Raw genomic sequence first — 18,638 nt, 5'->3', positions numbered from 1 at the left:
GTGACCGGCGTTCGCGCCGGTCACCCCCGCCGCATTTTCAGGGGCCGGTGAGCAGGCGGTCGAGGGGGACGGTGACCGGGGCGCCGCCGCGCAGGGCGATGGTGACTTCGCGAGCGGTGAGGTCCGTGACGAAGGAGCACAGGGTCGCGGACGGATCGCCCGGCACAGGGTCGCGGTAGACGCCGCGCGGTGTTGGCCTGGTGAGGACGTCGAGGAACCACGCAGCGTCGGGCTCGGTCTTCGGCGGGGGGAGCCTGGTGAGCGCCTGCGCCCTGGCGACGCTGGACGGGCTGGCCCGGTCCGGCCGCTCGGTCAGGTAGCGCAGGTGGTTGGTGTGCCAGGCCCAGGGCTTGGCGGCGTCGGGCTCGTGCATGGCGATGTCGCCGCTGGCGCTCTCCACCTGGAGCAATCGCCCGGTGTCCAGGTCGCCGACGTTGTAGGCGAAGCCGCCCGCGCTCGGGTTCCTGCCGAGGAAGCGCACCACGTCCTCGACGCCGCGCACACCGTGCAGCCCGCGCGCGACGAAGTGCCTGCCGACGCCGGGCTCCGGCCGCACGAGCGGGATGTGGTCGAGACCGAACACCATGCCGAGGCCGGTCACCGCGAACGCGTTGCCGGGCAGGAAGCCCGGGTACCAGAGCGCGGTGACGGCGGGCTCGTCGTCCAAGTGCAGCGTCAGCAGCACCAACTGCTCCTCCTGGCCCGCCGCGCCGTCCTCGTTGTGGGCGAGCACCGAGCGCTGTCCCCGCCACAGCACGTCGGAGCACCCCGCTGAGACGACCTCGTTGGGCACGTCACCGCGCAGGTTGGCCAGGAGAAGGGTGCGCAGCGGCATGTCGGCGCCCTCGGCCAGCGCGGCGAGTTCCGCGTACTGCTGTGGCGCCCCCAGTTCTGTCAGCCGGATCAGCTCGTCCAGCTCGCGTGCTCCGTCCCCCATGGCTTCAAAGCGGCGCACACCGGGCAATTCAGGCAGGCCGAGCACCAGTGCCCGCACCCGCTCCGCGAACTCCGCCCCGAGCGCCTCGAAAACCGCCTGCCGGTCCCCCCGCGCCACCACCCACGGCATGCCGCCCAGTTCGTGGTGGTCGATCCGCACAGTCATGCCTCCCCTGTCGTTCCGGACGACTCCGGTGTAACCCCTCAGGACGACATCACGCGCGGACACGGCCGCGGATTTCGGTGAACCCCGTGGAAGGATCGGTGAATGAGGGCTGTGGTGACGCGGGTCACTCGCGCGCGGGTGACGGTGGACGGCGAGGTCGTCGGGGAGATCGACGAGCCGGGACTGCTGGTGCTGCTGGGAGTCACCCACACCGACGGGCCGGAGCAGGCCGCGACCATGGCGCGCAAGCTCTTCGAGCTGAGGGTGCTGCGCGACGAGCAGTCCTGCGCGAGCACGGGAGCCCCCCTTTTGGTGGTGAGTCAGTTCACGCTCTACGGCGAAACGCGCAAGGGCCGCCGTCCTTCGTGGACCGCCGCCGCACGTCCTGAACACGCGGAACCGTTGGTACAGGCCGTAACTGAGGATCTTCTCAGCAGGGGCGCGCGCGTCAGCACCGGGCGTTTCCGGGCGACCATGGCCGTGGAGAGCGTCAACGACGGGCCTTTTACCGTCATGGTCGAAGTCTGAACGCGTCCTGAGAGAGGGACGGCGTTTCTCTCAGACAATCCTCAGGCTCGGCTGGGCAACCGCGTGACGCGAAGTCGCGTCTTGCTAATTGCGAGACACGGGAACGAAAACGACTTCGTGGTCGTTCTGAAAGTGTCCAGCCGAGACAGCGCGGATACCCCAGGGGGGACCCGACCTGCCGAGGCTCGCCGCGCAAGGGAGCGCAGGCGCCGCACCACAGCGCGCCGCGCCACGGCGTTGCACCGCCAGGAGCCACCGACCGGGGAGGAAGCCCGATGACCGTCCCGCAGACCGTTACCGAACTGAACGCGCCCGCCGAGATCGACCTCGACGCGCAGGGACCGGCAGCCGACCTGGTCCGGGTCTACCTCAACGGCATCGGCAAGACAGCGCTGCTCACCGCCGCCGACGAGGTCGAGCTGGCCAAGCGGATCGAGGCCGGGGTCTTCGCCCAGCACATGCTGGAGACGGCGAAGTCCCTTGCGCCCCAGCGCAAGGCGGACCTCAAGGCGCTCGTCCGGGACGGCCACCGCGCCAAGAACCACCTGCTGGAGGCCAACCTCCGCCTGGTGGTCTCGCTGGCCAAGCGCTACACCGGTCGCGGCATGCCACTGCTGGACCTGATCCAGGAGGGCAACCTCGGTCTGATCCGCGCGGTGGAGAAGTTCGACTACACCAAGGGATTCAAGTTCTCCACCTACGCGACGTGGTGGATCCGCCAGGCCATCACCAGGGGCATGGCCGACCAGAGCCGCACCATCCGGCTGCCGGTCCACCTGGTGGAGCAGGTGAACAAGCTCGCCAGGATCAAGCGCGACCTGCACCAGCAGCTCGGCCGCGAGGCCACGCACGAGGAGCTGGCAGCGGAGTCCGGTCTGCCGGAGGGCAAGATCTCCGACCTGCTCGACCACGCGCGCGACCCGGTGAGCCTGGACATGCCGGTGGGCACCGAGGAGGACGCCCCGCTGGGCGACTTCATCGAGGACTCCGAGGCGACCGACGCCGAGAGCGCGGTCATCTCCACGCTGCTGCAGGCGGACCTCCGCCGCGTTCTGTCCACTTTGGACGACCGCGAGCAGCACGTGATCCGGCTGCGCTACGGCCTCGACGACGGCCAGCCCAAGACGCTGGACCAGATCGGCCGCCTGTTCGGCCTCTCCCGCGAGCGAGTGCGGCAGATCGAGCGCGAGGTCATGTCCAAGCTGCGCCAGGGCGAGCGCGCCGAGAAGCTCCGCGCCTACGCCAGCTGATCCGTTCCCACGGCCAGGGGTTTGTGGCGGTTGATGACTGCCGAGGGAGGGGTTTGGTGGTCTTGAAGACCTACGAACCCCGGCTGGCGTGGTCGCCAACTGCTGCAAACCCCGTGCGTACGGCGGGAAACCACTCCAACGGCAGCGTTGACGTGTGACCTGAGTCACGGCAAAGTCAACGATTGCCTGACACGCAACTTCGCGGACCCCGGTGCTTCTGCTCGGGCGTCCGCTCACCCCGGGAGGTCGGACCCGTCGGGGGCGGGTCCGGCCTTCCGACTAGGCGACGCCTGCTCGCGAAGAGCGCTCGCCGGGGTCGGGCGGTGATGACGTTGGGGGAGCGACTCCCCCAAACCCCCTACGGTGCGAGTTCCTCTTGAACCAGCCGGGTCCGGCTGGATGTGACCAACGTCGGTTCGTTGGGGCTCGGTTCGTTGTGACCAACGTCGGTTTGCTGGGGCTCGGTTTGCTGGGTCTTCGTTGTCTTAGCCGACCAGGCGGGCGGTCAGGCGGTCCAGGGTGCTGGGGCTGAGGCCCTGTTCGTCGAGCCAGCCGAGCGCTCCCCGCGGATGCGCTTCCAGGCGGTCGAGCACGGCCTCCATGGCACGCGCGGGAGCCTCGAAGAGGTGGCGCACGGGCTCGAAGTCCATGCCCTCGGGCAACAGCACGCCTCCGGTCATCCGCGAGATGACCGCCTCCATGTTGGCCTGGGTGCGCACGTAGTCGGCCACGATCGCCTCGCGGCTCACACCGACCGCCGAGAGCGCCAGGGCCACGGCCACACCGGTGCGGTCCTTGCCGGCGGCGCAGTGCACGAGCACCGGCCCCTCTGCGACCGCGATCAGGCGAAGCACCTCGACGAAGTCGGCGGCGGAGGCCTTGAGCATGCCGACGTACACGGCGGCGAGGTCCTTGGCGGCGGGCGCGACCGGGGACGACGGCTCGTTCAGCTCGGCGACGACGGCTTCGAGCAGCGGGATGCGCCGCACGGCCGTGTCGGGTCCGGCGAGCGGGTGCGCGGCACCGGAATGCTCCGCGGTGGCCCTCAGATCGATCACCAGGGCAGGTGGCCAGTTCGGCAGGTCCGGGCCGCCGTCGCCCTCGTGCGGCGCGTCGGAGCGGAACAGCACGCCCGCCCGCGTGGTGCGGCCGTCCGCCGTGGGCAGGCCGCCGAGGTCCCTGGCGTTGGCCAGCTCAGTCATTCACTCATCCCTTTTCGCTGGAGGCGCGGACGATCAGCTTCGCAGGCACCCGAACTCGCCGTGGCCGCTCCCCCGTATCGATCCAGGACAGCAACGACCGGCCTGCCGACTCCCCCGCGCGGCGACCGCCGAAGTCGATCGAGGTCAGCGCCGGGCGGCACAGCTGAGAGAACGGCAGATCGCCCATGCCGACGACGGCGATCCCGGTGCGGCCGAGCCGGTCCAGCGCGGTGAGCACGCCGTAGCCGAGCAGGTCGTCGGCGCAGACCACGGCGGTCACCCCGGAGTCCAGCCAGCCCGGCAGCACCGCCGCCGTGGTGACGGCGGCGGCGAGGGGGTCCCAGTCGGGCAGGTCGAGGGTGCGCACCACGTCGGCGCCCGCGACCCGGTCGAGGAACGCGGAGCGGCGCGTGCGGAAGGTCGGCTTGTCGCTCTTCGGCCCGATGTAGCCGAAGCCGCGATGGCCGAGGCCGGTGAGGTGGTCGCTGATCAACTCGCCCGCCGCGACCGTGTCGAGGTCCACGCGCGGCAGTGCCGGAGTGCGCCCGGGGCCGTCGACGACGATCGTCGGGCACCTCGGCACCAGGCCGCGCAGGACCGGCTCACCCGGGCTGATCAGCACGACGCCAGCCGAGTCCAGCGAGTACGCGCGCAGCACCGTCCGCTGGTCGTAGTCGGTGCCGGAGGTCGGCAGCACCAGCGCGAGCGTGTGCCCGTCACCGATCGCGGCGCCGAGCCCGGCGAGAACGTCACCGAAGAACGGGTTGGCGGGATCGGGCAGGACCACGCAGATCGTGCCGGAGTCGCCGGTCACCAGGCTGCGCGCGGAGCGGTTCGGGCGGTAGTCCAGCTCGGTGACCGCGGCGAGGACGCGCTCGCGCAGCTCCGCCGAGATCCGACCGGAGTCCTTGCCGTTGACCACCAGGGAGACCGCCGAGACGGAGCACCCCGCGTGCTCAGCGACCTCGCGCGCCCCGATCCTGTCCTTGCGAAGCATTGAGACAGCCTACGGCGCTTGACGTCAAACGTTTGACGCCGCACGCTCCGCTCGTGCTCTCACGCATCCCCTGGGTGGTCGACAGCTGCGGTCTGCTGTCGGCGATCGGCGACGAGTTCGACCGCACGCAGCCCTTCGCGCACATGGTCATCGGCACCGCGATCCACCTCGAACCGAAGACGGCCGCGCTGTTGCTGACCCTGAGCAGGGGCGGCGCCGAGATCGTTGCTGCGGGCAACCTCAACAGCACGCAGGCCGAGACCGTGGAGTTCCTCAGCGAGCACGGGATTCGCGTGGTCGGCAGCACCACGACCGACCACAACACCCATCTCGCCGAGCTGGACTGCGTGCTCGACGCGGAGCCACACCTGTTGCTGGACAACGGCGGCGAGCTGTTCGAGCGCTTCCTCGCGCGGCCGTACGAACGCCTGCTGGGCGGCACGGAGGAAACGACTTCGGGACGGATGCGCCTAGAACCGCTGCGTGCGGGGCTGAACAGGCCGGTGCTCGTGGTCAACGACAGTCCGATCAAGCAGTTCGCGGAGAACACGCGCGCGGTCGGGCTCAGCGTGCTGGAGTCGTTCCTGCGCATCACGAACCGAACGCCGCACGGCGCGCGCGTCACGGTGCTGGGCTACGGCGCGTGCGGGCGGGGCGTCGCGGAGTGCTTCCGGCAGGCGCACGCGGTGGTTTCGGTGATCGAAGTCGACCCGGTGGCACGGCTGCGCGCGCACTTGGACGGCTTCGACGTGCTGGATCGAGCCGCCGCGCTCAGCAACGCCGAAGTCGTCGTCACCGTGACCGGAGCGCGTGACGTACTGCTGCCGAAGGACTTGGCGCTGCTCAAGAGCGACACGATCCTGGCGAACGCCGGGCACTTCCCCGACGAGATCAACCTCGGTGACGCGGAGGTGGCGCCGGGCGCGGAGGGCATCGACACCGTGCGGCTGCGCGACGGCAAGCGGCTCTACCTGCTCGGCGGCGGACACATGGTGAACCTCGCTGGGCCGCGCGCGCTGGGCAACTCCGTCGAGTCGATGGACCTCGGCTTCGCGTTGCAGAGCCGCTGCCTCGAAGCCGTCGCCACGGGCGCGGTCGGGCCGGATTCCTGTGTTGTACCAGTGCCCACGGCGATCGACGACCGCGTCGCCACCGACTACGTCGCTTTGAGGAGCACCCGTGGCTGACCTCCGCATCGGCATCCTGGGCGCGGGCCGCATCGCCGAGAAGGCCGTGATCGCGCCCGCGCGAGCGAACGGTTTCGAGGTCGCCGCGATCGCCGCCCGCGACCACGAACGTGCGCAGGACTACGCGCGCAAGCACGGAATTGCCAAGGCGCACAAGGACTACGCGGCCTTGGTCGAAGACGGTTCGCTGGACGCGGTGTACGTCGCACTGCCGCCGTCCACACACGCCGAGTGGTCGATCGCGGCACTCCGCGCGGGGCGGAACGTGTTGGTGGAGAAGCCTTTCGCCTCGAACGCCCGGGAAGCCGAAGCAATGGTGGCGGCGGCCGGGGACCGCGTGCTGATGGAAGCGTTCCACTACCGCTACCACCCGCTGACCTCGCGGTTGATCGACCTCGTCGCGGGGCTCGGCGCGCTGCACAGCATCGAAGCCGTGTCGAACGTGCCGATCCCCGACCGCTCCGACATCCGGCACAACCCGGCGCTCGCGGGCGGCGCGCTGATGGACCTCGGCTGCTACCCCGTGCACCTGATCCGCACGCTGACCGGCGTTGAGCCCGAGGTCGTGCGCGCGGAGGCCGTCCAAGAGGTGCCCGGCGTGGACGTTGCCATGGCCGCAACCCTCGCTCTTCCGGGTGGTGGTGCGGCCGAGGTGCGCTGTTCGATGACCGCAGGCCCGGAGATCACGCTGACCGTCATCGGCGAGCATGGGCGTTTGCACGTAATCAATCCGACGCTGCCCCAAGCAGGCGCTCTGATCAGCGTCAACGGCGGCGCGAAGGAGCACGTCGAGCGGTCGCCCACCACGTTCGACTGCCAGCTGGCGGCCTTCGCGGAAGCCCTCCGAGGCGGCGCCGCTCCCATCACCGGCGGGGCCGACGCCATCGCCAACATGCGTGCGATCGACCGGATCTACCAGGTCAGCGGGATGGCGCCGCGAGGCTGAGAAGCATCACACCACGGTCACGACGGGACTGTCGGTCGCTAGAGGTAACGTCCCCCGCGTACCCGAAGCGCGCAAGGGAGCACGCCCACGTGACCGCCACCACCACGACGGAGTTCCAGTACACCGACCTGCTGCCCTTGGGGCCGGACAACACGGAGTACCGCCTGCTCACCAGCGAGGGCGTCCGTGTCGTCGAGGCCGCGGGCAGGCGGTTCCTGGAGATCGCCCCCGAGGCGTTGACCCTGCTCGCCCGCGAGGCGATCAAGGACATCCAGCACCTGCTGCGCCCGACGCACCTCGCGCAGTTGCGGGCGATCGTGGACGACCCCGAGGCCAGCGGCAACGACCGCTTCGTCGCGATGGACCTGCTGCGCAACGCCTGCATCGCCGCGGGCGGGGTGCTGCCGATGTGCCAGGACACCGGCACCGCGATCGTGATGGGCAAGCGCACCGAGACCGTGCTCACCGGTGGCGAGGACGAGAAGGCCCTGTCCAGGGGCATCTTCGACGCCTACCAGGAGCTGAACCTGCGGTACTCGCAGCTGGCCCCGCTGACCTTCTGGGACGAGCGCAACACCGGCACCAACCTGCCGGCGCAGATCGAGCTGTTCAGCAAGCCGGGAACGGACCCGTACTACGAGTTCCTGTTCATGGCCAAGGGCGGCGGCAGTGCCAACAAGACCTTCCTCTACCAGGAGACGAAGGCCCTGCTGAACCCCTCGCGCCTGGCCACGTTCCTCGACGAGAAGCTGCGCAGCCTGGGCACCGCCGCGTGCCCGCCCTACCACCTGGCGATCGTCGTCGGCGGCACCTCTGCCGAGCACAACCTGAAGGTCGCCAAGCTCGCCTCCGCGCGCTACCTGGACACGCTGCCCACCGAGGGCTCCGCGAGCGGGCACGCCTTCCGCGATGTCGACCTGGAGCAGCAGGTCCTGGAGATGACCAGGCAGTTCGGCATCGGCGCGCAGTTCGGCGGCAAGTACTTCTGCCACGACGTCCGGGTCATCCGGCTGCCGAGGCACGGCGCGTCCTGCCCGGTCGGCGTCGCGGTGTCCTGCTCGGCCGACCGGCAGGCCAAGGCCAAGATCACTCCCGACGGCGTGTTCCTGGAGCAGCTGGAGCGCGACCCCGCGCGCTACCTGCCCGAGGTGGCCGACGACCAGCTCTCCGACGAGGTCGTGGAGATCGACCTCACCCGGCCGATGAGCGAGATCCGCGCGACCCTGTCCGCGCTTCCGGTGAAGACCCGGCTGTCGCTGACCGGTCCGCTGGTGGTGGCGCGCGACATCGCGCACGCGAAGATCAAGGATCTGCTCGACGCGGGCGGCGAGATGCCGCAGTACCTTCGTGACCACCCCGTGTACTACGCCGGTCCGGCCAAGACGCCGGAGGGCTACGCGTCCGGTTCGTTCGGCCCCACCACGGCCGGGCGGATGGACTCCTACGTCGAGCAGTTCCAGGCGGCGGGCGGTTCGCTGGTGATGCTGGCCAAGGGCAACCGCTCCAAGCAGGTCACCGAGGCGTGCCAGGCGCACGGCGGCTTCTACCTGGGCTCCATCGGTGGTCCGGCGGCCAGGCTGGCGCAGGACTGCATCCGCAAGGTCGAGGTCCTGGAGTACCCGGAGCTCGGCATGGAGGCCGTGTGGAAGATCGAGGTCGAGGACTTCCCCGCGTTCATCGTCGTCGACGACAAGGGTGAGGACTTCTTCGCGGGCACCTCGCAGCCGACGCTGCGCATCTCCTTCCGGAAATAAGAACTTCTGAGGAGGCGGGTTGAGCGAGAACGCTGATACTGATCAGCATGATTCGACCCGCCGCGTCCTGGCTCCGTTTTCCCTGGTTGCCAGGAGAAGCGGTGGCGCTGCACCACAAGCCGGTGCGCGTGCTTCCGCTGCTCCGGTTCGCGCTGCTGGCGGTGGTCGTGCTGGTGACGGCCTTCGTCGAGCTGCGCGTGTTCGGGGTGCAGCCGCCGAGGTGGGCCGTCCCCGCCGTCGCGGTGCTGCTCGCGGTGCTGTCGGTGTTCGGCCGTCGCAACGGCCGGGTGCCGGAGGGCGTGACGTGGGCGGTCAACGACGGGCGCCGCGTCGGCCTGCTGACCACCGGCTACCCCGTTCCCGGCGATCCCAGGATCGGTTCGCTGACCTGGTTCGGCCCGGAGATGACCGCCGTGCTCGCCGAGCAGCGCGCCCGTCCGGTGAGCGAGACCGCCGTCCGGCTGCTGCGCTGCACCGGCCGCGACGCCGAGGAGGAGCAGTTCCTGGCGCTCGCCCAGACGCAGCCCGCCGAGCTGGTGCTGGCCGATCGGGACAGCGCGGGGCAGGTGCTCACGCCGAGGATCGGGCTCAGCGGTGGGATCACGCGGTTCACCCGGGCGCGCGAGCGGGTCTTGAGCTGGTTCTCCGACTCGTCCCCGCAGTGGACCGGTGGGCGGATCACGCTGGAGGACGTGCGCACGATCGCCACGACCGGGATCGCGCCGGGGCACCGGTTGGAGGAGCTGCTCGGCGGCTTCGCCGCGCCGGTGGCGACCGACGAGCGGCTGGGGCTCGGCTATCCGCGCTGCTGGCCGTCCAGAGTGGACGGACATCGGGAGCTGGCGGAGGCCGTGGTGATCAGCTCGCTGCGCGCGGATCTCGCGTCGCAGGTGGAGCTGGACGAGAAGCTCGCGGCGGAGGACCAGGAGGAGCAGCTGCGGGTCGCGCACTGGGCTCGCCGCTGGCGGGACCGGCTGGACTCGATCGCGTACGAGCGTGGGCTTGCGCGTGTTCCACCAGCCGAGGTGCGCGCGGCGATGCGGGAGCTGTCCGAGACGGCGAGCGTTGTCGTGCGACTGGTGGCGTCGGAGACCGATGTGAGCACGGTTCCCTTGCGCCCCAAGCTGATCACGCTCGGCGTGCCGGAGCGGCCGTCCACGGTGGCCGTGCTGCGGCGACCGTCCGCGCGGCGCTGGCGGCTGCTGGACAGCGCGGTGCTGGTGCTCACCGGAGCCCTGCTCGTTCTTGCGGGGTCGGCAATCCTGCCCTGATCCGGTTCAGGCACGGCAAAACACGCGACGGATCGAGCTCGCGCGGCGATACTCCACACCGTGAACCGGTTCCCGTGGCTGCCCGCGTACGCGCTGCCGATCTCCAGCGAGTTCGGCGACCGGGCGCTGCCCATCGCGCGATGGGCGCTGCTCGCCGTGTCGGTGGTCTGCGCGGTGCTCGGGCCGGTGGTGAACCCGGAGTTCGCGCCGCCGTGGTGGGTGCTCACCACCGCCGCGCTGGTGCTCGCGGTGCTGGCGTTGTTCACGCGCCGCAACGGGATCGTGCCGTGGGACATGACCTGGCTGGCGCGTCAGGACGGGCACGTCGGACTGGTGGAGACCACGGAGTCGATCCCGCACGGCGTGTCCGCGATCTGGCTGGACTCCTCGGCGGTCTCGGTGGCTCAGGGCTTGCGGGCGAGGGCGGTCCTCACCGCTGCGACGGGTGTCATCGCCGCGAGTGGGCGCGATCCTGGCTACTACGGCTTCCCGACGGCGGAGGACGCGGATCTCGACGACGCGCCGAACATCTCCGATCTCGTGATCGCGTGGGACGGGGCAGGGGCGTTCTGGGGACCGGTGCCGCCGGAGTGGCGGGAAGCGGTGTTCCGCGACCTGGGCGTGGAGCAGGAGCCGGTGTCCACTGCGGCGATCATCCCGCTGGACATGCGGATCACCAGGCGGGATCTGCGGTCGATCGCGCACGCGGGCGTGGCGTCGGCGGCGATGCTGGAGACGGTGTTCGCGACGCACTCGCTGCCCGACGAGGCCGATCACGCGCTCGACCTCGGGCTGACGCGGTGCTGGCCGTCACGGGTCGACGGACTGTCCACAGTGGAGCTTCACGAGCTCGGCAAGGACCGGCTTCTCGCGGCGCTGCGGGCGGATCTCGCAGCGCAGGTGGAGCGCGACCACGGCGAACCGAGCTTGGCGGAGTGGTCGAAGCGGTGGACGGAGCGCCTGGATTCCTTGGCGTTGAAGGAAAATCTCGCCGAGACGGAGGCTCCGGAGAACACCGCTCCGAGACCCGAACTGTCCACTGTGGCCAGAGCGGCGCTGCTGGTGTGCGCGTCCAGCACGGACCTGCACGTGGCGCCGATGCGCTCCGACCTGGCTCCGCTGGGCGTGCCCGCCGCACCGAAGACCGAGGTGCTCTGGTCCGGCTCGAAGCCGTGGCGGTGGGCCAACACCCTGGTCACCGTGCTGACGCTGGTGGTCACCATCGGCGCGCTGACCGCCGTGTTCGGCGAGTGAACGAGATGCGGAAGGCGGCGCTTCCGGCCCCTGCTGCCGGTCGCGCCGCCTTCAACGCGGCATTACTTCTTCTCGGTCTTCTGCTCGACGGTGACCGTGCGGTCACCCAGCGGCTTGGTCAGCTTGACCTCGACCGGTGGGTAGCGCATGTCCATCGTGCACGCCTGGGGCTTGGCCGGAACGGTCTCGGTCAGCAGGAGCTTGACGGTCTTGTCCGTCTGCTCGACGGCCTCACCGGTGACCTTGCTGCAGCCGCCCTCGCGGCCGTAGGTGCCGACCGTCGCGCCCTGGTCCTTCGTCCAGACCAGGCGCTTGTACCCGTCCATGTCCTGGCTGGCGGGGTTCAGTTGCTTGTCCGGGATCGCGGTGCCGCCCTCGGGCGGCTTCGGGATGGCGATGTTCGGTTCGGAGGTCGGCCCGGGAGTGCTGGACGCGGGAGGCTGGTTCGACGGCTGGCCGCCGAAGCCCACCTCCGAGCCACACGCCGCCATGGCGAGCAACAGTGCTCCGGTGCCGACTACGGTTGCAATGCGTCTCATGCCATAGAGACGGAAGCTCCCCGGCCCCGGGTTGCTCGGAACCACAATTCAGTGAGATGCCAAGGAAAGCTGATCCGGGCTGGTGGCCGTCTGGCCACTGTGGATGATGCCCGGCAGCGCAGGCGCCCTTTCCCCGGAGGACTGTGATGACCGGCGCAGCAGAGGCGGAGCTCTCCCGCCAGCAAGCCGTGGTCGGCGTTGACCAGCTCGACCCGGAGCGGTGCTGGGCGGCGCGCCCGCCGGAGCGGATGCTGCGGGTGCCGATCGGCTTCGACGGCAGCGGCACCCCGGTGACGCTGGACCTCAACCCCAGCCACCACGGCGGCAACGGGCCGCACGCGCTGCTCGTGGGCGCGGCGGGTTCCGGCAAGACGGAGCTGGTGCGCTCGCTGGTGCTCGGCCTGGCCGTGCACCACCACCCCGCGCAGCTGGAACTGCTGCTCGTGGACCACCTCGGCGGCTCCTTCCGAGGGCTGGAGCGACTGCCGCAGGTGCTCGGCGTGGTCGGCCAGTACCCGCCGCACCCCGCGCGCTTCGACATCGACCCGAGCCTGTTCGCCAGGCTGGGACGGTTCCTGCACTGGCTGGCCGACGAACGGCTGGGCTGGATGGGGGCGCTGGGCGCGCGGAGCATGGAGGAGTACAACCAGGCCCGCAAGGCCGCCCAGCAGCAGCCGATGCGGCCGATGGTGATCGCCGTCGACCACTACGACGTGCTGGTCAGCCAGTCGCTGGAGGTGCGCGACGCGCTGTTGCGGCTGGCCGAGCAGGGTGAGGCGCTCGGCATGCACCTGCTGGTCTCCGGCGAGCGGCTGGACCCCGGCGCGCTCGGCGGGCTGGAGCGCAGCCTGTCCTGCCGGATCGTGCTCGGCACGCCTTCTCCTGCCGAGTCGCGGATGCTGCTGGGCACCGAGGACGCCTACGGGCTGCCGCCGGGCGCGGGCCTGCTGACCGGCCCGGTCGGCGGGACCGTGCTGTTCCAGGCCCCTGACCAGTCCGGACTGGTGCAGCCGGTGGCCGACCGGGTGGCCAGCTGGGCCCCACCCCGGCCGAGAGCGCTGTGGCCACCGCCGCTGCGGCCGATGCCGCTGGCCGAGGTCGTGGGCTGGCTGTCGATCGACCCGGAGCGCGGGCTGTCCACCGACCAGTGGCAGCCGGGCCGGATGAGCGTGCCGCTGGGCAGGCTGGACCACCACGTCAGCGGGCCGGACGGGGAACTGCCCCGCCTGGAGCTGGACCTGGCGCGCGGCGGCGGGCACCTCGCCGTGTGCGGGCGCCGGGGTTCGGGCACGAGCACCGCGCTGCTGACGCTGCTGACCACGCTCGCGGTCACCCACACCCCGCGCGAGGCCGGGTTCTACTGCCTGGACTTCGACGGGGGCGAGCTCGCTGAGCTGGACGGGCTGCCGCACACCGCCACGGTGTCCGGGCCGGAGGACACCGGTCTGGTGCGCCGCGTGCTCGGTGACCTGACGAGGATCGCGCGCGCACGCACGGAGCTGTGCCGGGCCAACGGCGTGAACTCGCCGACGGGGTTCCGGCAGCTGCTGGAGGCCGGTGAGCAGGGCCCGCTGCCGCGCGAGATCTTCCTGGTGATCGACAACGCGCCGCGCCTGCTGCACGAGCACCCCGGTGCCGAGGCGGCGCTGCTGGAGCTGGCCACGCGCGGATCGCTGGTCGGCGTGCACCTGGTGTTCACCACCGACCGCTGGGCCGCCCTGCCCCCACAACTGGTGGAGCTGGTGCCGACCCGCCTCGAACTGCGCATCGACGAGCCGCAGAGCTCGCTGGTCGAGCCGAGGCTGGCCGAACAGGTCCCGCTGGACGTGCCCGGCCGGGGCGTCCTGCTCGACCCGAGGCCGGACGGGGCCGCCGGGGTGCCCAGGCACTTCCAGCTGGCCGCGCCGGTGCTGCCGAGGACCTCCACGCCCGCCGAGACCTGCGCGTTGATCAGGCAGTTCGGCACCGGGGTGAGCGTGCCGAGGCTGGAGCCGATGCCGACGATGGTGCGCCCGGAACAGCTGCCGCCCGCGCCGGGCTCGGCGTTCCCGATCGGCGTCGACGAGTCGCTGGCGCCGGTCTCGCTTGACCCGTTCGGCACCGCGCACATGCTGATCTACGGCGAGCCAGGCAGCGGGCGGACCAACCTGCTGCGCCTGCTCATGCTGGGCATCGCGGAGAACTGCGATCCCGGGGCCGCGCGGATCGTGCTGACCGACCACCGAGGTGGGCTGGCCGACCTGCCGACCAAGCTGGGCAACCACCTGGCGGGCTTCGCGCCCAACCCGGAGTCGCTGCAACCGATCGTCGAGGACCTGTGCACGGCGATGAGCGCGCGCCTGGCCGCGGCGGACACGGCGGCGGCCGAGGGCACCGGGCAGGGCTGGGCGGGGCCGGAGATCTTCCTGATCGTGGACGACTACGACCACCTCAGCGGCCCGACGCACGACCCGCTGCTGCCCCTGCTGCCGTTGCTGCCCGAGGGCGGCCGGATCGGGCTGCACGTGGTGCTCGCGCGGTCGACGGCGGGAGCGGCGAAGGCGCACTCCGGACCGATCCTCACCGCCGTGCGCGCGGCCGGGGCCACCGGCGTGCTGCTCTCCGGTGACCCGCAGGAAGGCCCGCTGTTCGGGCCGGTCGCGCCGAGCCCGCTGCCGCCGGGCCGCGCGGTGCTCGTCGGCCCCGACGGCAACTCGACGCTGGTGCAGACCGCGTGCAACACCGACGCCGTCTGGCAACCGCCGCTCGCGGAGGAGGACGCACTGCGATGAACCCCGAGACCGTCCCCATGCGCGATCACCCCATGGCCGCCGAGCCCCAGCACTGGGAGCCCGCCCCGGAGCCACCGGCACCCGCTCCCGCGCCCGAGCTGCTGCGCCTGCTCGGCGTGCCCGGGATCGAGGCGTTGCACCCGCAGCCCGCGTGGCCGCCGCGCCCCTACGACCGCAGGCTGCGCGCGCCGATCGGGCTCGACCCGGCAGGGGCGCCGGTGGTGCTGGACCTGAAGCAGGTGGAGGCGGGTGGTTTCGGCCCGCACGGCCTGATCGTCGGCGCTGACGGCAGCGGTCGCGACGAGCTGCTGCGCGACGTGCTGCTCGGACTGGCGCTGACGCACCCGCCGGAGTCGGTGAACTTCGTGCTGCTCGGGCACCGGGGCGCGCCGGAGCTGGAGGAGGTGGCCGGGCTGCCGCACGTGCTCGGCACCGCGCTGGACCTGGCGCACGACCCGCGCCAGCGGCGCAGGATGACCGAGCAGCTCCAGGGCGAGGTGGACCGCAGGCACCAGCTCCAGCTGGACGGCGGCCACCCGAGGTTCCTGGAGTACCAGGAGGCGATCCAGGCCGGGGACAACCTGCCGCAGCTGCCCGCGATCGTCTGCGCGGTGGCGGGCTACGACGTGCTCGCGGCCGATCCCGCGCTGCGGGAGACGCTGCTGTGGGCGGCCAAGGCGGGTCCGCGCGGCGGGCTGCACCTGGTGCTGACCACCAACGAGATCGACTCCGAGCAGTTCCGCGGCCTCTACAGCCACCTGGCGTGGCGGATCGCCCTGCGCACCAACGACGAGGAGACCTCGCGGATCGCGCTCGGCACGCACGACGCCGCGCGGATCGAGCCGGGGACCGGGTTCCTGCGCACCGGCATGACCGGGATGACGGAGTTCCAGACCGTCACCAGCGGCTCTTCGGCGTCGCGGCTGGTCAGGACGCTGGCCGGGTGGAGCCCGCCGCCGCCGACCGCGTGGCTGCCCCCGCCCGCGCCGCACGACCTGGACACGGTGCTCTACCCGCTGGTGATCACCGACGACGGCCGGTTGCTGGCCAAGCACACGCACTTCTCCCCGCAGGAGCGGCTGTCCACGCCGATCGGCGTGCTCGACGATCCCGGGGCGCTGGCGCACTACTCGCTGCTGTTCGACTTCGCGGGGCCGCACGGGCACCTGGCCGCCTACGGTCAGCCGGGTTCCGGCACGTCGACGGCGCTGTGCACGCTGCTGGCCTCGCTGGCCCTGAGGCACCCCGCCGACCAGGTCGGATGCCTGCTGGTGGACCTCGACCCGGGCGCTGGGCCGCTGAGCACGCTCCGCGAGCTGGGCAACGTCCTGGGCGCGGCGAACGGCGAAGAACCCGAGCAGGTCACCGAGCTGGTGCACCGGGCCGGGCAGGTGCTGCGCTCGCGCGAGGCGCTGTTCTCCTCGGCGGGCATCGAGTCGATCGAGGTGCTGCGCCAGCGCAGGCTGCACGGCGAGCCGCTGGACGACTGGCCCTCGGACGTGTTCCTGCTCATCGACGGCTGGCCCCAGCTGCGCGAACGCTTCCCCGACCTGGTCCCGTTGGTGGAGCACCTCGTCGAATCGGGGCCGCTGCACGGCGTGCACGTGGCGCTGGCGACCGACAGCTGGCAGGCGATCGACCGGCAGATGCGCTCCAAGCTGGGCACGACCCTGGAGCTGCACGAGGCGGGCCGGGGTGTCGAGGCCGGTGGCCACGACATCCAGGTCGCGCGCCCGCGCATCCAGGGCTGCCCGGACCTGCCGACGCTGGCGGCCACCCTGGCGCGGTTCAGCGCGGTGTCCCCGCAGCCCGCCATGGCGGCCGAGGAACCGCCGCTGCCCGAGCTCGCGCCGGAGCCGCCGCCGTTGCCGGTGGCTGAGCCGGAGCCCGCTCCCCCGGCGCGGGCCACGGTGACGTGGGACCCGGCGGAGAACCCGCACTTCGCGGTGTTCGGCGAGGCCGGGCCCGAGCGGACCGGGCTGCTGCGCGCGCTGATGCGCGAGGTCACGCAGCGGCACCCGGCGACGCAGAGCAAGGTGCTGCTCTTCGACTACCGCAGCGAGCTGCGCGACACCGCCGAAGAGCTGGGCGACCACCTCGTCGGCTACGCGGACGACCCGGAGACGGGCGCGGAGATGCTGCGCGACCTGCACGCCCTGCTGCGCAACAGGTTGCCGTCGGTGGAGGTGCCCGCCGAGGCGGTGCGCGAGCGCAGCTGGTGGAGCGGTCCCGACCTGTACCTGGTCGTCGACGACTACGACGGCGTCGGCGCGGGCCCGGTCGGCCTGTCCTGGCTGAGCCCGCTGCTGCCGATCGCCGACGACCTCGGCTTCCACCTGCTGCTCTCGTGCGCGCCCCGGGTGCCCGAGGACCTGGCAGACGATCCGCTGCTGGACCGCCTGTGCGCCATGTACACCCCTCGGGAGGGCTGATCAGCTCGCGACGCTGAGCGGGCTGCGGGCCTCGGGCGGCAGCACCTTGACCGCCTGGGCCCGCAGCCACAGCGCCATCACGACCAGCACGGCGACCTGGGCGACCGCGAACGCCAGCGAGACCAGGTCGCCGTAGAGCAGGTGGGCGGTCATCCAGGCCAGCCTTTCGAGCGCCATCAAGGCGCAGACCGCCGCGACCGCGAGCAGTCCGGTGGCAGGGGCGCGCCAGAGCCTCCGCTGGTGCACGATCACATAGGCCACCGCGCCGACCAGCACGTAGACGTCGATCATCAGGAACGTCGTCCAGCCGAGGCTCATCCACAGCGCGGCGATGCCCACAAGTGCCACGAGCCACCACTTCGGCTTCACCGGCTCGACGTCGGAGTGGAACCCGACGAGGACGCACAGCGCGTACAGCGCGCAGATCAGGTGGAACAGGAACGCGTTGACCAGAACGAACTCCTCGCCCGCCAGGTCGTCCGCCATGAACGCGAGCAGTGTCAGCAACAGGACCGCCGCGCCTGCCTTCGCCAAGCGCCACGCGCCGAAGAGCAGAGCCAGCAACGCCAGCACCGCGGCGCCGTCCAGGAACGCGTCGAGCACGAAGCGCCAGTCCCAGATGACCGGGATCGGTCCCTGGTAGGCGCCCATGTAGCCGTCGGCGCCGATGTAGTGGATGGCGTACAGCTCGGGGGCGATCCGGGAGAGCCACTGGTTCAGCGCGGACGCCGACGCCAGCAGCAGGCCGATCAGCCCGATCAGGCGGACGACCTCGCCCTTGACCAGCGCGCGGGGGCTGCCGGTGCGGCCGGGCCAGCGGGTGCGCGCGGACAGCGCCACGACGCTGCCGAACTCGCCCCACCCCGGCCAGCCGAAGTCGTGCCGGACGTCCGCGTCGGGGTCCTGGTCCACGTCCTCCAGGAAGGCCGCGACCATCTCGTCCTCGCGCTCGGCCCGGTACCACTTCGGCAGCACCACGAGCATCCTGCGGTAACGCCGCTCCAGCACGGTCATGGGCACGGTCATGCCGGTCCTCCCTCGAAGCCCCACGCCCGCAGGCGCGTCGCCGCTGCCCTGGCGTTGCTCTCCAACCGCGCGATCTCCGCGTGCAGTGCGCGAGCGCCCTCGTTGGTCAGCCGGTAGTAGCGCCGCAGCCGGCCCTGGTGGACCTCGTCCCGGTCGTGTTCGACCAGGCCGGAGGCCACCAGCCGGTCCAGCACGCCGTACAGCGTGCCCACGCGCAGCCGTACGCGGTCCTCGGTCAGCTCGCCGACCGCGCGCACGATCGCGTAGCCGTGCAGCGTTTCCTCAGCCAGCACGGTCAACACCAGGAACGTCTGTTCGTTCATCGTCTCGGACGCCACACGTCCACTATACATCGCCTTGCGATATATACCAAGACCCG

The 18,638-nt window shown here is 71.3% G+C and carries 15 protein-coding genes; 9 read left to right on the top strand and 6 right to left on the bottom strand.

The window, feature by feature from the left end; translation table 11 throughout:
• Nucleotides 1-37 precede the first annotated feature (37 nt).
• Nucleotides 38-1,102: a C45 family autoproteolytic acyltransferase/hydrolase gene (locus ABD798_RS16005; protein ID WP_344875416.1), complete on the bottom strand. Its 1,065-nt coding sequence runs from the start codon at nucleotides 1,100-1,102 to the stop codon at nucleotides 38-40.
• Nucleotides 1,103-1,204: 102 nt separating this feature from the next.
• On the opposite strand from ABD798_RS16005, the gene dtd reads away from it, so the two are divergent.
• Together dtd and ABD798_RS15995 are read left to right on the top strand one after the other, a co-directional pair.
• Complete coding sequence (dtd, locus tag ABD798_RS16000) at nucleotides 1,205-1,630, top strand: D-aminoacyl-tRNA deacylase (RefSeq protein WP_344875414.1); 426 nt, start codon at nucleotides 1,205-1,207, stop codon at nucleotides 1,628-1,630.
• Nucleotides 1,631-1,905: 275 nt separating this feature from the next.
• Complete coding sequence (locus ABD798_RS15995) at nucleotides 1,906-2,880, top strand: sigma-70 family RNA polymerase sigma factor (protein ID WP_344875412.1); 975 nt, start codon at nucleotides 1,906-1,908, stop codon at nucleotides 2,878-2,880.
• 485 nt (nucleotides 2,881-3,365) lie between these two features.
• On the opposite strand, the gene ABD798_RS15990 is transcribed toward ABD798_RS15995, so the two are convergent.
• Nucleotides 3,366-4,082: a tyrosine-protein phosphatase gene (locus ABD798_RS15990; RefSeq protein WP_344875410.1), complete on the bottom strand. Its 717-nt coding sequence runs from the start codon at nucleotides 4,080-4,082 to the stop codon at nucleotides 3,366-3,368.
• 4 nt (nucleotides 4,083-4,086) lie between these two features.
• Entirely contained in the window at nucleotides 4,087-5,079 is a 993-nt protein-coding gene (locus tag ABD798_RS15985) for a LacI family DNA-binding transcriptional regulator (protein WP_344875408.1), read from the bottom strand.
• Between the two features lie 53 nt (nucleotides 5,080-5,132).
• Between ABD798_RS15985 and ABD798_RS15980 the strand changes: the two genes are divergently transcribed.
• From ABD798_RS15980 to ABD798_RS15960, 5 genes are all read left to right on the top strand, one after another.
• Nucleotides 5,133-6,266 (top strand): adenosylhomocysteinase, encoded by a 1,134-nt coding sequence (locus tag ABD798_RS15980; protein WP_344875406.1) that lies wholly within the window; start codon nucleotides 5,133-5,135, stop codon nucleotides 6,264-6,266.
• Complete coding sequence (locus ABD798_RS15975; RefSeq protein ID WP_344875404.1) at nucleotides 6,259-7,212, top strand: Gfo/Idh/MocA family protein; 954 nt, start codon at nucleotides 6,259-6,261, stop codon at nucleotides 7,210-7,212. Before ABD798_RS15980 ends, ABD798_RS15975 begins: the two co-directional genes overlap by 8 nt.
• An 89-nt stretch (nucleotides 7,213-7,301) precedes the next feature.
• Nucleotides 7,302-8,966: a fumarate hydratase gene (locus tag ABD798_RS15970; protein WP_344875402.1), complete on the top strand. Its 1,665-nt coding sequence runs from the start codon at nucleotides 7,302-7,304 to the stop codon at nucleotides 8,964-8,966.
• Between the two features lie 47 nt (nucleotides 8,967-9,013).
• Nucleotides 9,014-10,237, top strand: a complete 1,224-nt coding sequence (locus ABD798_RS15965; RefSeq protein WP_344875400.1) for a hypothetical protein — start codon at nucleotides 9,014-9,016, stop codon at nucleotides 10,235-10,237.
• Nucleotides 10,238-10,297: 60 nt separating this feature from the next.
• Nucleotides 10,298-11,491, top strand: a complete 1,194-nt coding sequence (locus tag ABD798_RS15960) for a hypothetical protein (RefSeq protein ID WP_344875398.1) — start codon at nucleotides 10,298-10,300, stop codon at nucleotides 11,489-11,491.
• A 62-nt stretch (nucleotides 11,492-11,553) separates the two neighbouring features.
• On the opposite strand, the gene ABD798_RS15955 is transcribed toward ABD798_RS15960, so the two are convergent.
• Entirely contained in the window at nucleotides 11,554-12,030 is a 477-nt protein-coding gene (locus tag ABD798_RS15955) for a hypothetical protein (protein ID WP_344875396.1), read from the bottom strand.
• 146 nt (nucleotides 12,031-12,176) lie between these two features.
• Between ABD798_RS15955 and eccCb the strand changes: the two genes are divergently transcribed.
• Both eccCb and ABD798_RS15945 read left to right on the top strand, forming a co-directional pair.
• Nucleotides 12,177-14,801 carry a type VII secretion protein EccCb gene (eccCb, locus tag ABD798_RS15950; RefSeq protein WP_344875394.1) on the top strand — a complete coding sequence of 875 codons (2,625 nt, stop codon included), beginning with the start codon at nucleotides 12,177-12,179 and terminating at the stop codon, nucleotides 14,799-14,801.
• Nucleotides 14,798-17,233, top strand: coding sequence for an FtsK/SpoIIIE domain-containing protein (locus ABD798_RS15945; protein ID WP_344875392.1), 2,436 nt, complete (start codon nucleotides 14,798-14,800; stop codon nucleotides 17,231-17,233). The genes eccCb and ABD798_RS15945 overlap by 4 nt, the downstream gene beginning before the upstream one ends.
• On the opposite strand, the gene ABD798_RS15940 is transcribed toward ABD798_RS15945, so the two are convergent.
• Together ABD798_RS15940 and ABD798_RS15935 are read right to left on the bottom strand one after the other, a co-directional pair.
• Entirely contained in the window at nucleotides 17,234-18,259 is a 1,026-nt protein-coding gene (locus ABD798_RS15940; protein ID WP_344875390.1) for a hypothetical protein, read from the bottom strand. It lies immediately after the preceding gene.
• Nucleotides 18,256-18,597: a PadR family transcriptional regulator gene (locus ABD798_RS15935; RefSeq protein ID WP_344875388.1), complete on the bottom strand. Its 342-nt coding sequence runs from the start codon at nucleotides 18,595-18,597 to the stop codon at nucleotides 18,256-18,258. The genes ABD798_RS15940 and ABD798_RS15935 overlap by 4 nt, the downstream gene beginning before the upstream one ends.
• Nucleotides 18,598-18,638 lie beyond the last annotated feature (41 nt).

The sequence above is a fragment of the Allokutzneria multivorans genome, assembly GCF_039537405.1.
GTDB lineage: Bacteria > Actinomycetota > Actinomycetes > Mycobacteriales > Pseudonocardiaceae > Allokutzneria > Allokutzneria multivorans.
This window is presented reverse-complemented; position numbering and strand designations above follow the sequence as displayed.

Bases quoted from the DNA above. Each gene is read 5' to 3' on its own strand.
- ABD798_RS16005 (WP_344875416.1), bottom strand. From the start codon at position 1,102: ATGACTGTGCGGATCGACCACCACGAACTGGGCGGCATGCCGTGGGTG.
- dtd (WP_344875414.1), top strand. From the start codon at position 1,205: ATGAGGGCTGTGGTGACGCGGGTCACTCGCGCGCGGGTGACGGTGGAC.
- ABD798_RS15995 (WP_344875412.1), top strand. From the start codon at position 1,906: ATGACCGTCCCGCAGACCGTTACCGAACTGAACGCGCCCGCCGAGATC.
- ABD798_RS15990 (WP_344875410.1), bottom strand. From the start codon at position 4,082: ATGACTGAGCTGGCCAACGCCAGGGACCTCGGCGGCCTGCCCACGGCG.
- ABD798_RS15985 (WP_344875408.1), bottom strand. From the start codon at position 5,079: ATGCTTCGCAAGGACAGGATCGGGGCGCGCGAGGTCGCTGAGCACGCG.
- ABD798_RS15965 (WP_344875400.1), top strand. From the start codon at position 9,014: ATGATTCGACCCGCCGCGTCCTGGCTCCGTTTTCCCTGGTTGCCAGGA.
- ABD798_RS15955 (WP_344875396.1), bottom strand. From the start codon at position 12,030: ATGAGACGCATTGCAACCGTAGTCGGCACCGGAGCACTGTTGCTCGCC.
- eccCb (WP_344875394.1), top strand. From the start codon at position 12,177: ATGACCGGCGCAGCAGAGGCGGAGCTCTCCCGCCAGCAAGCCGTGGTC.
- ABD798_RS15945 (WP_344875392.1), top strand. From the start codon at position 14,798: ATGAACCCCGAGACCGTCCCCATGCGCGATCACCCCATGGCCGCCGAG.
- ABD798_RS15940 (WP_344875390.1), bottom strand. From the start codon at position 18,259: ATGACCGTGCCCATGACCGTGCTGGAGCGGCGTTACCGCAGGATGCTC.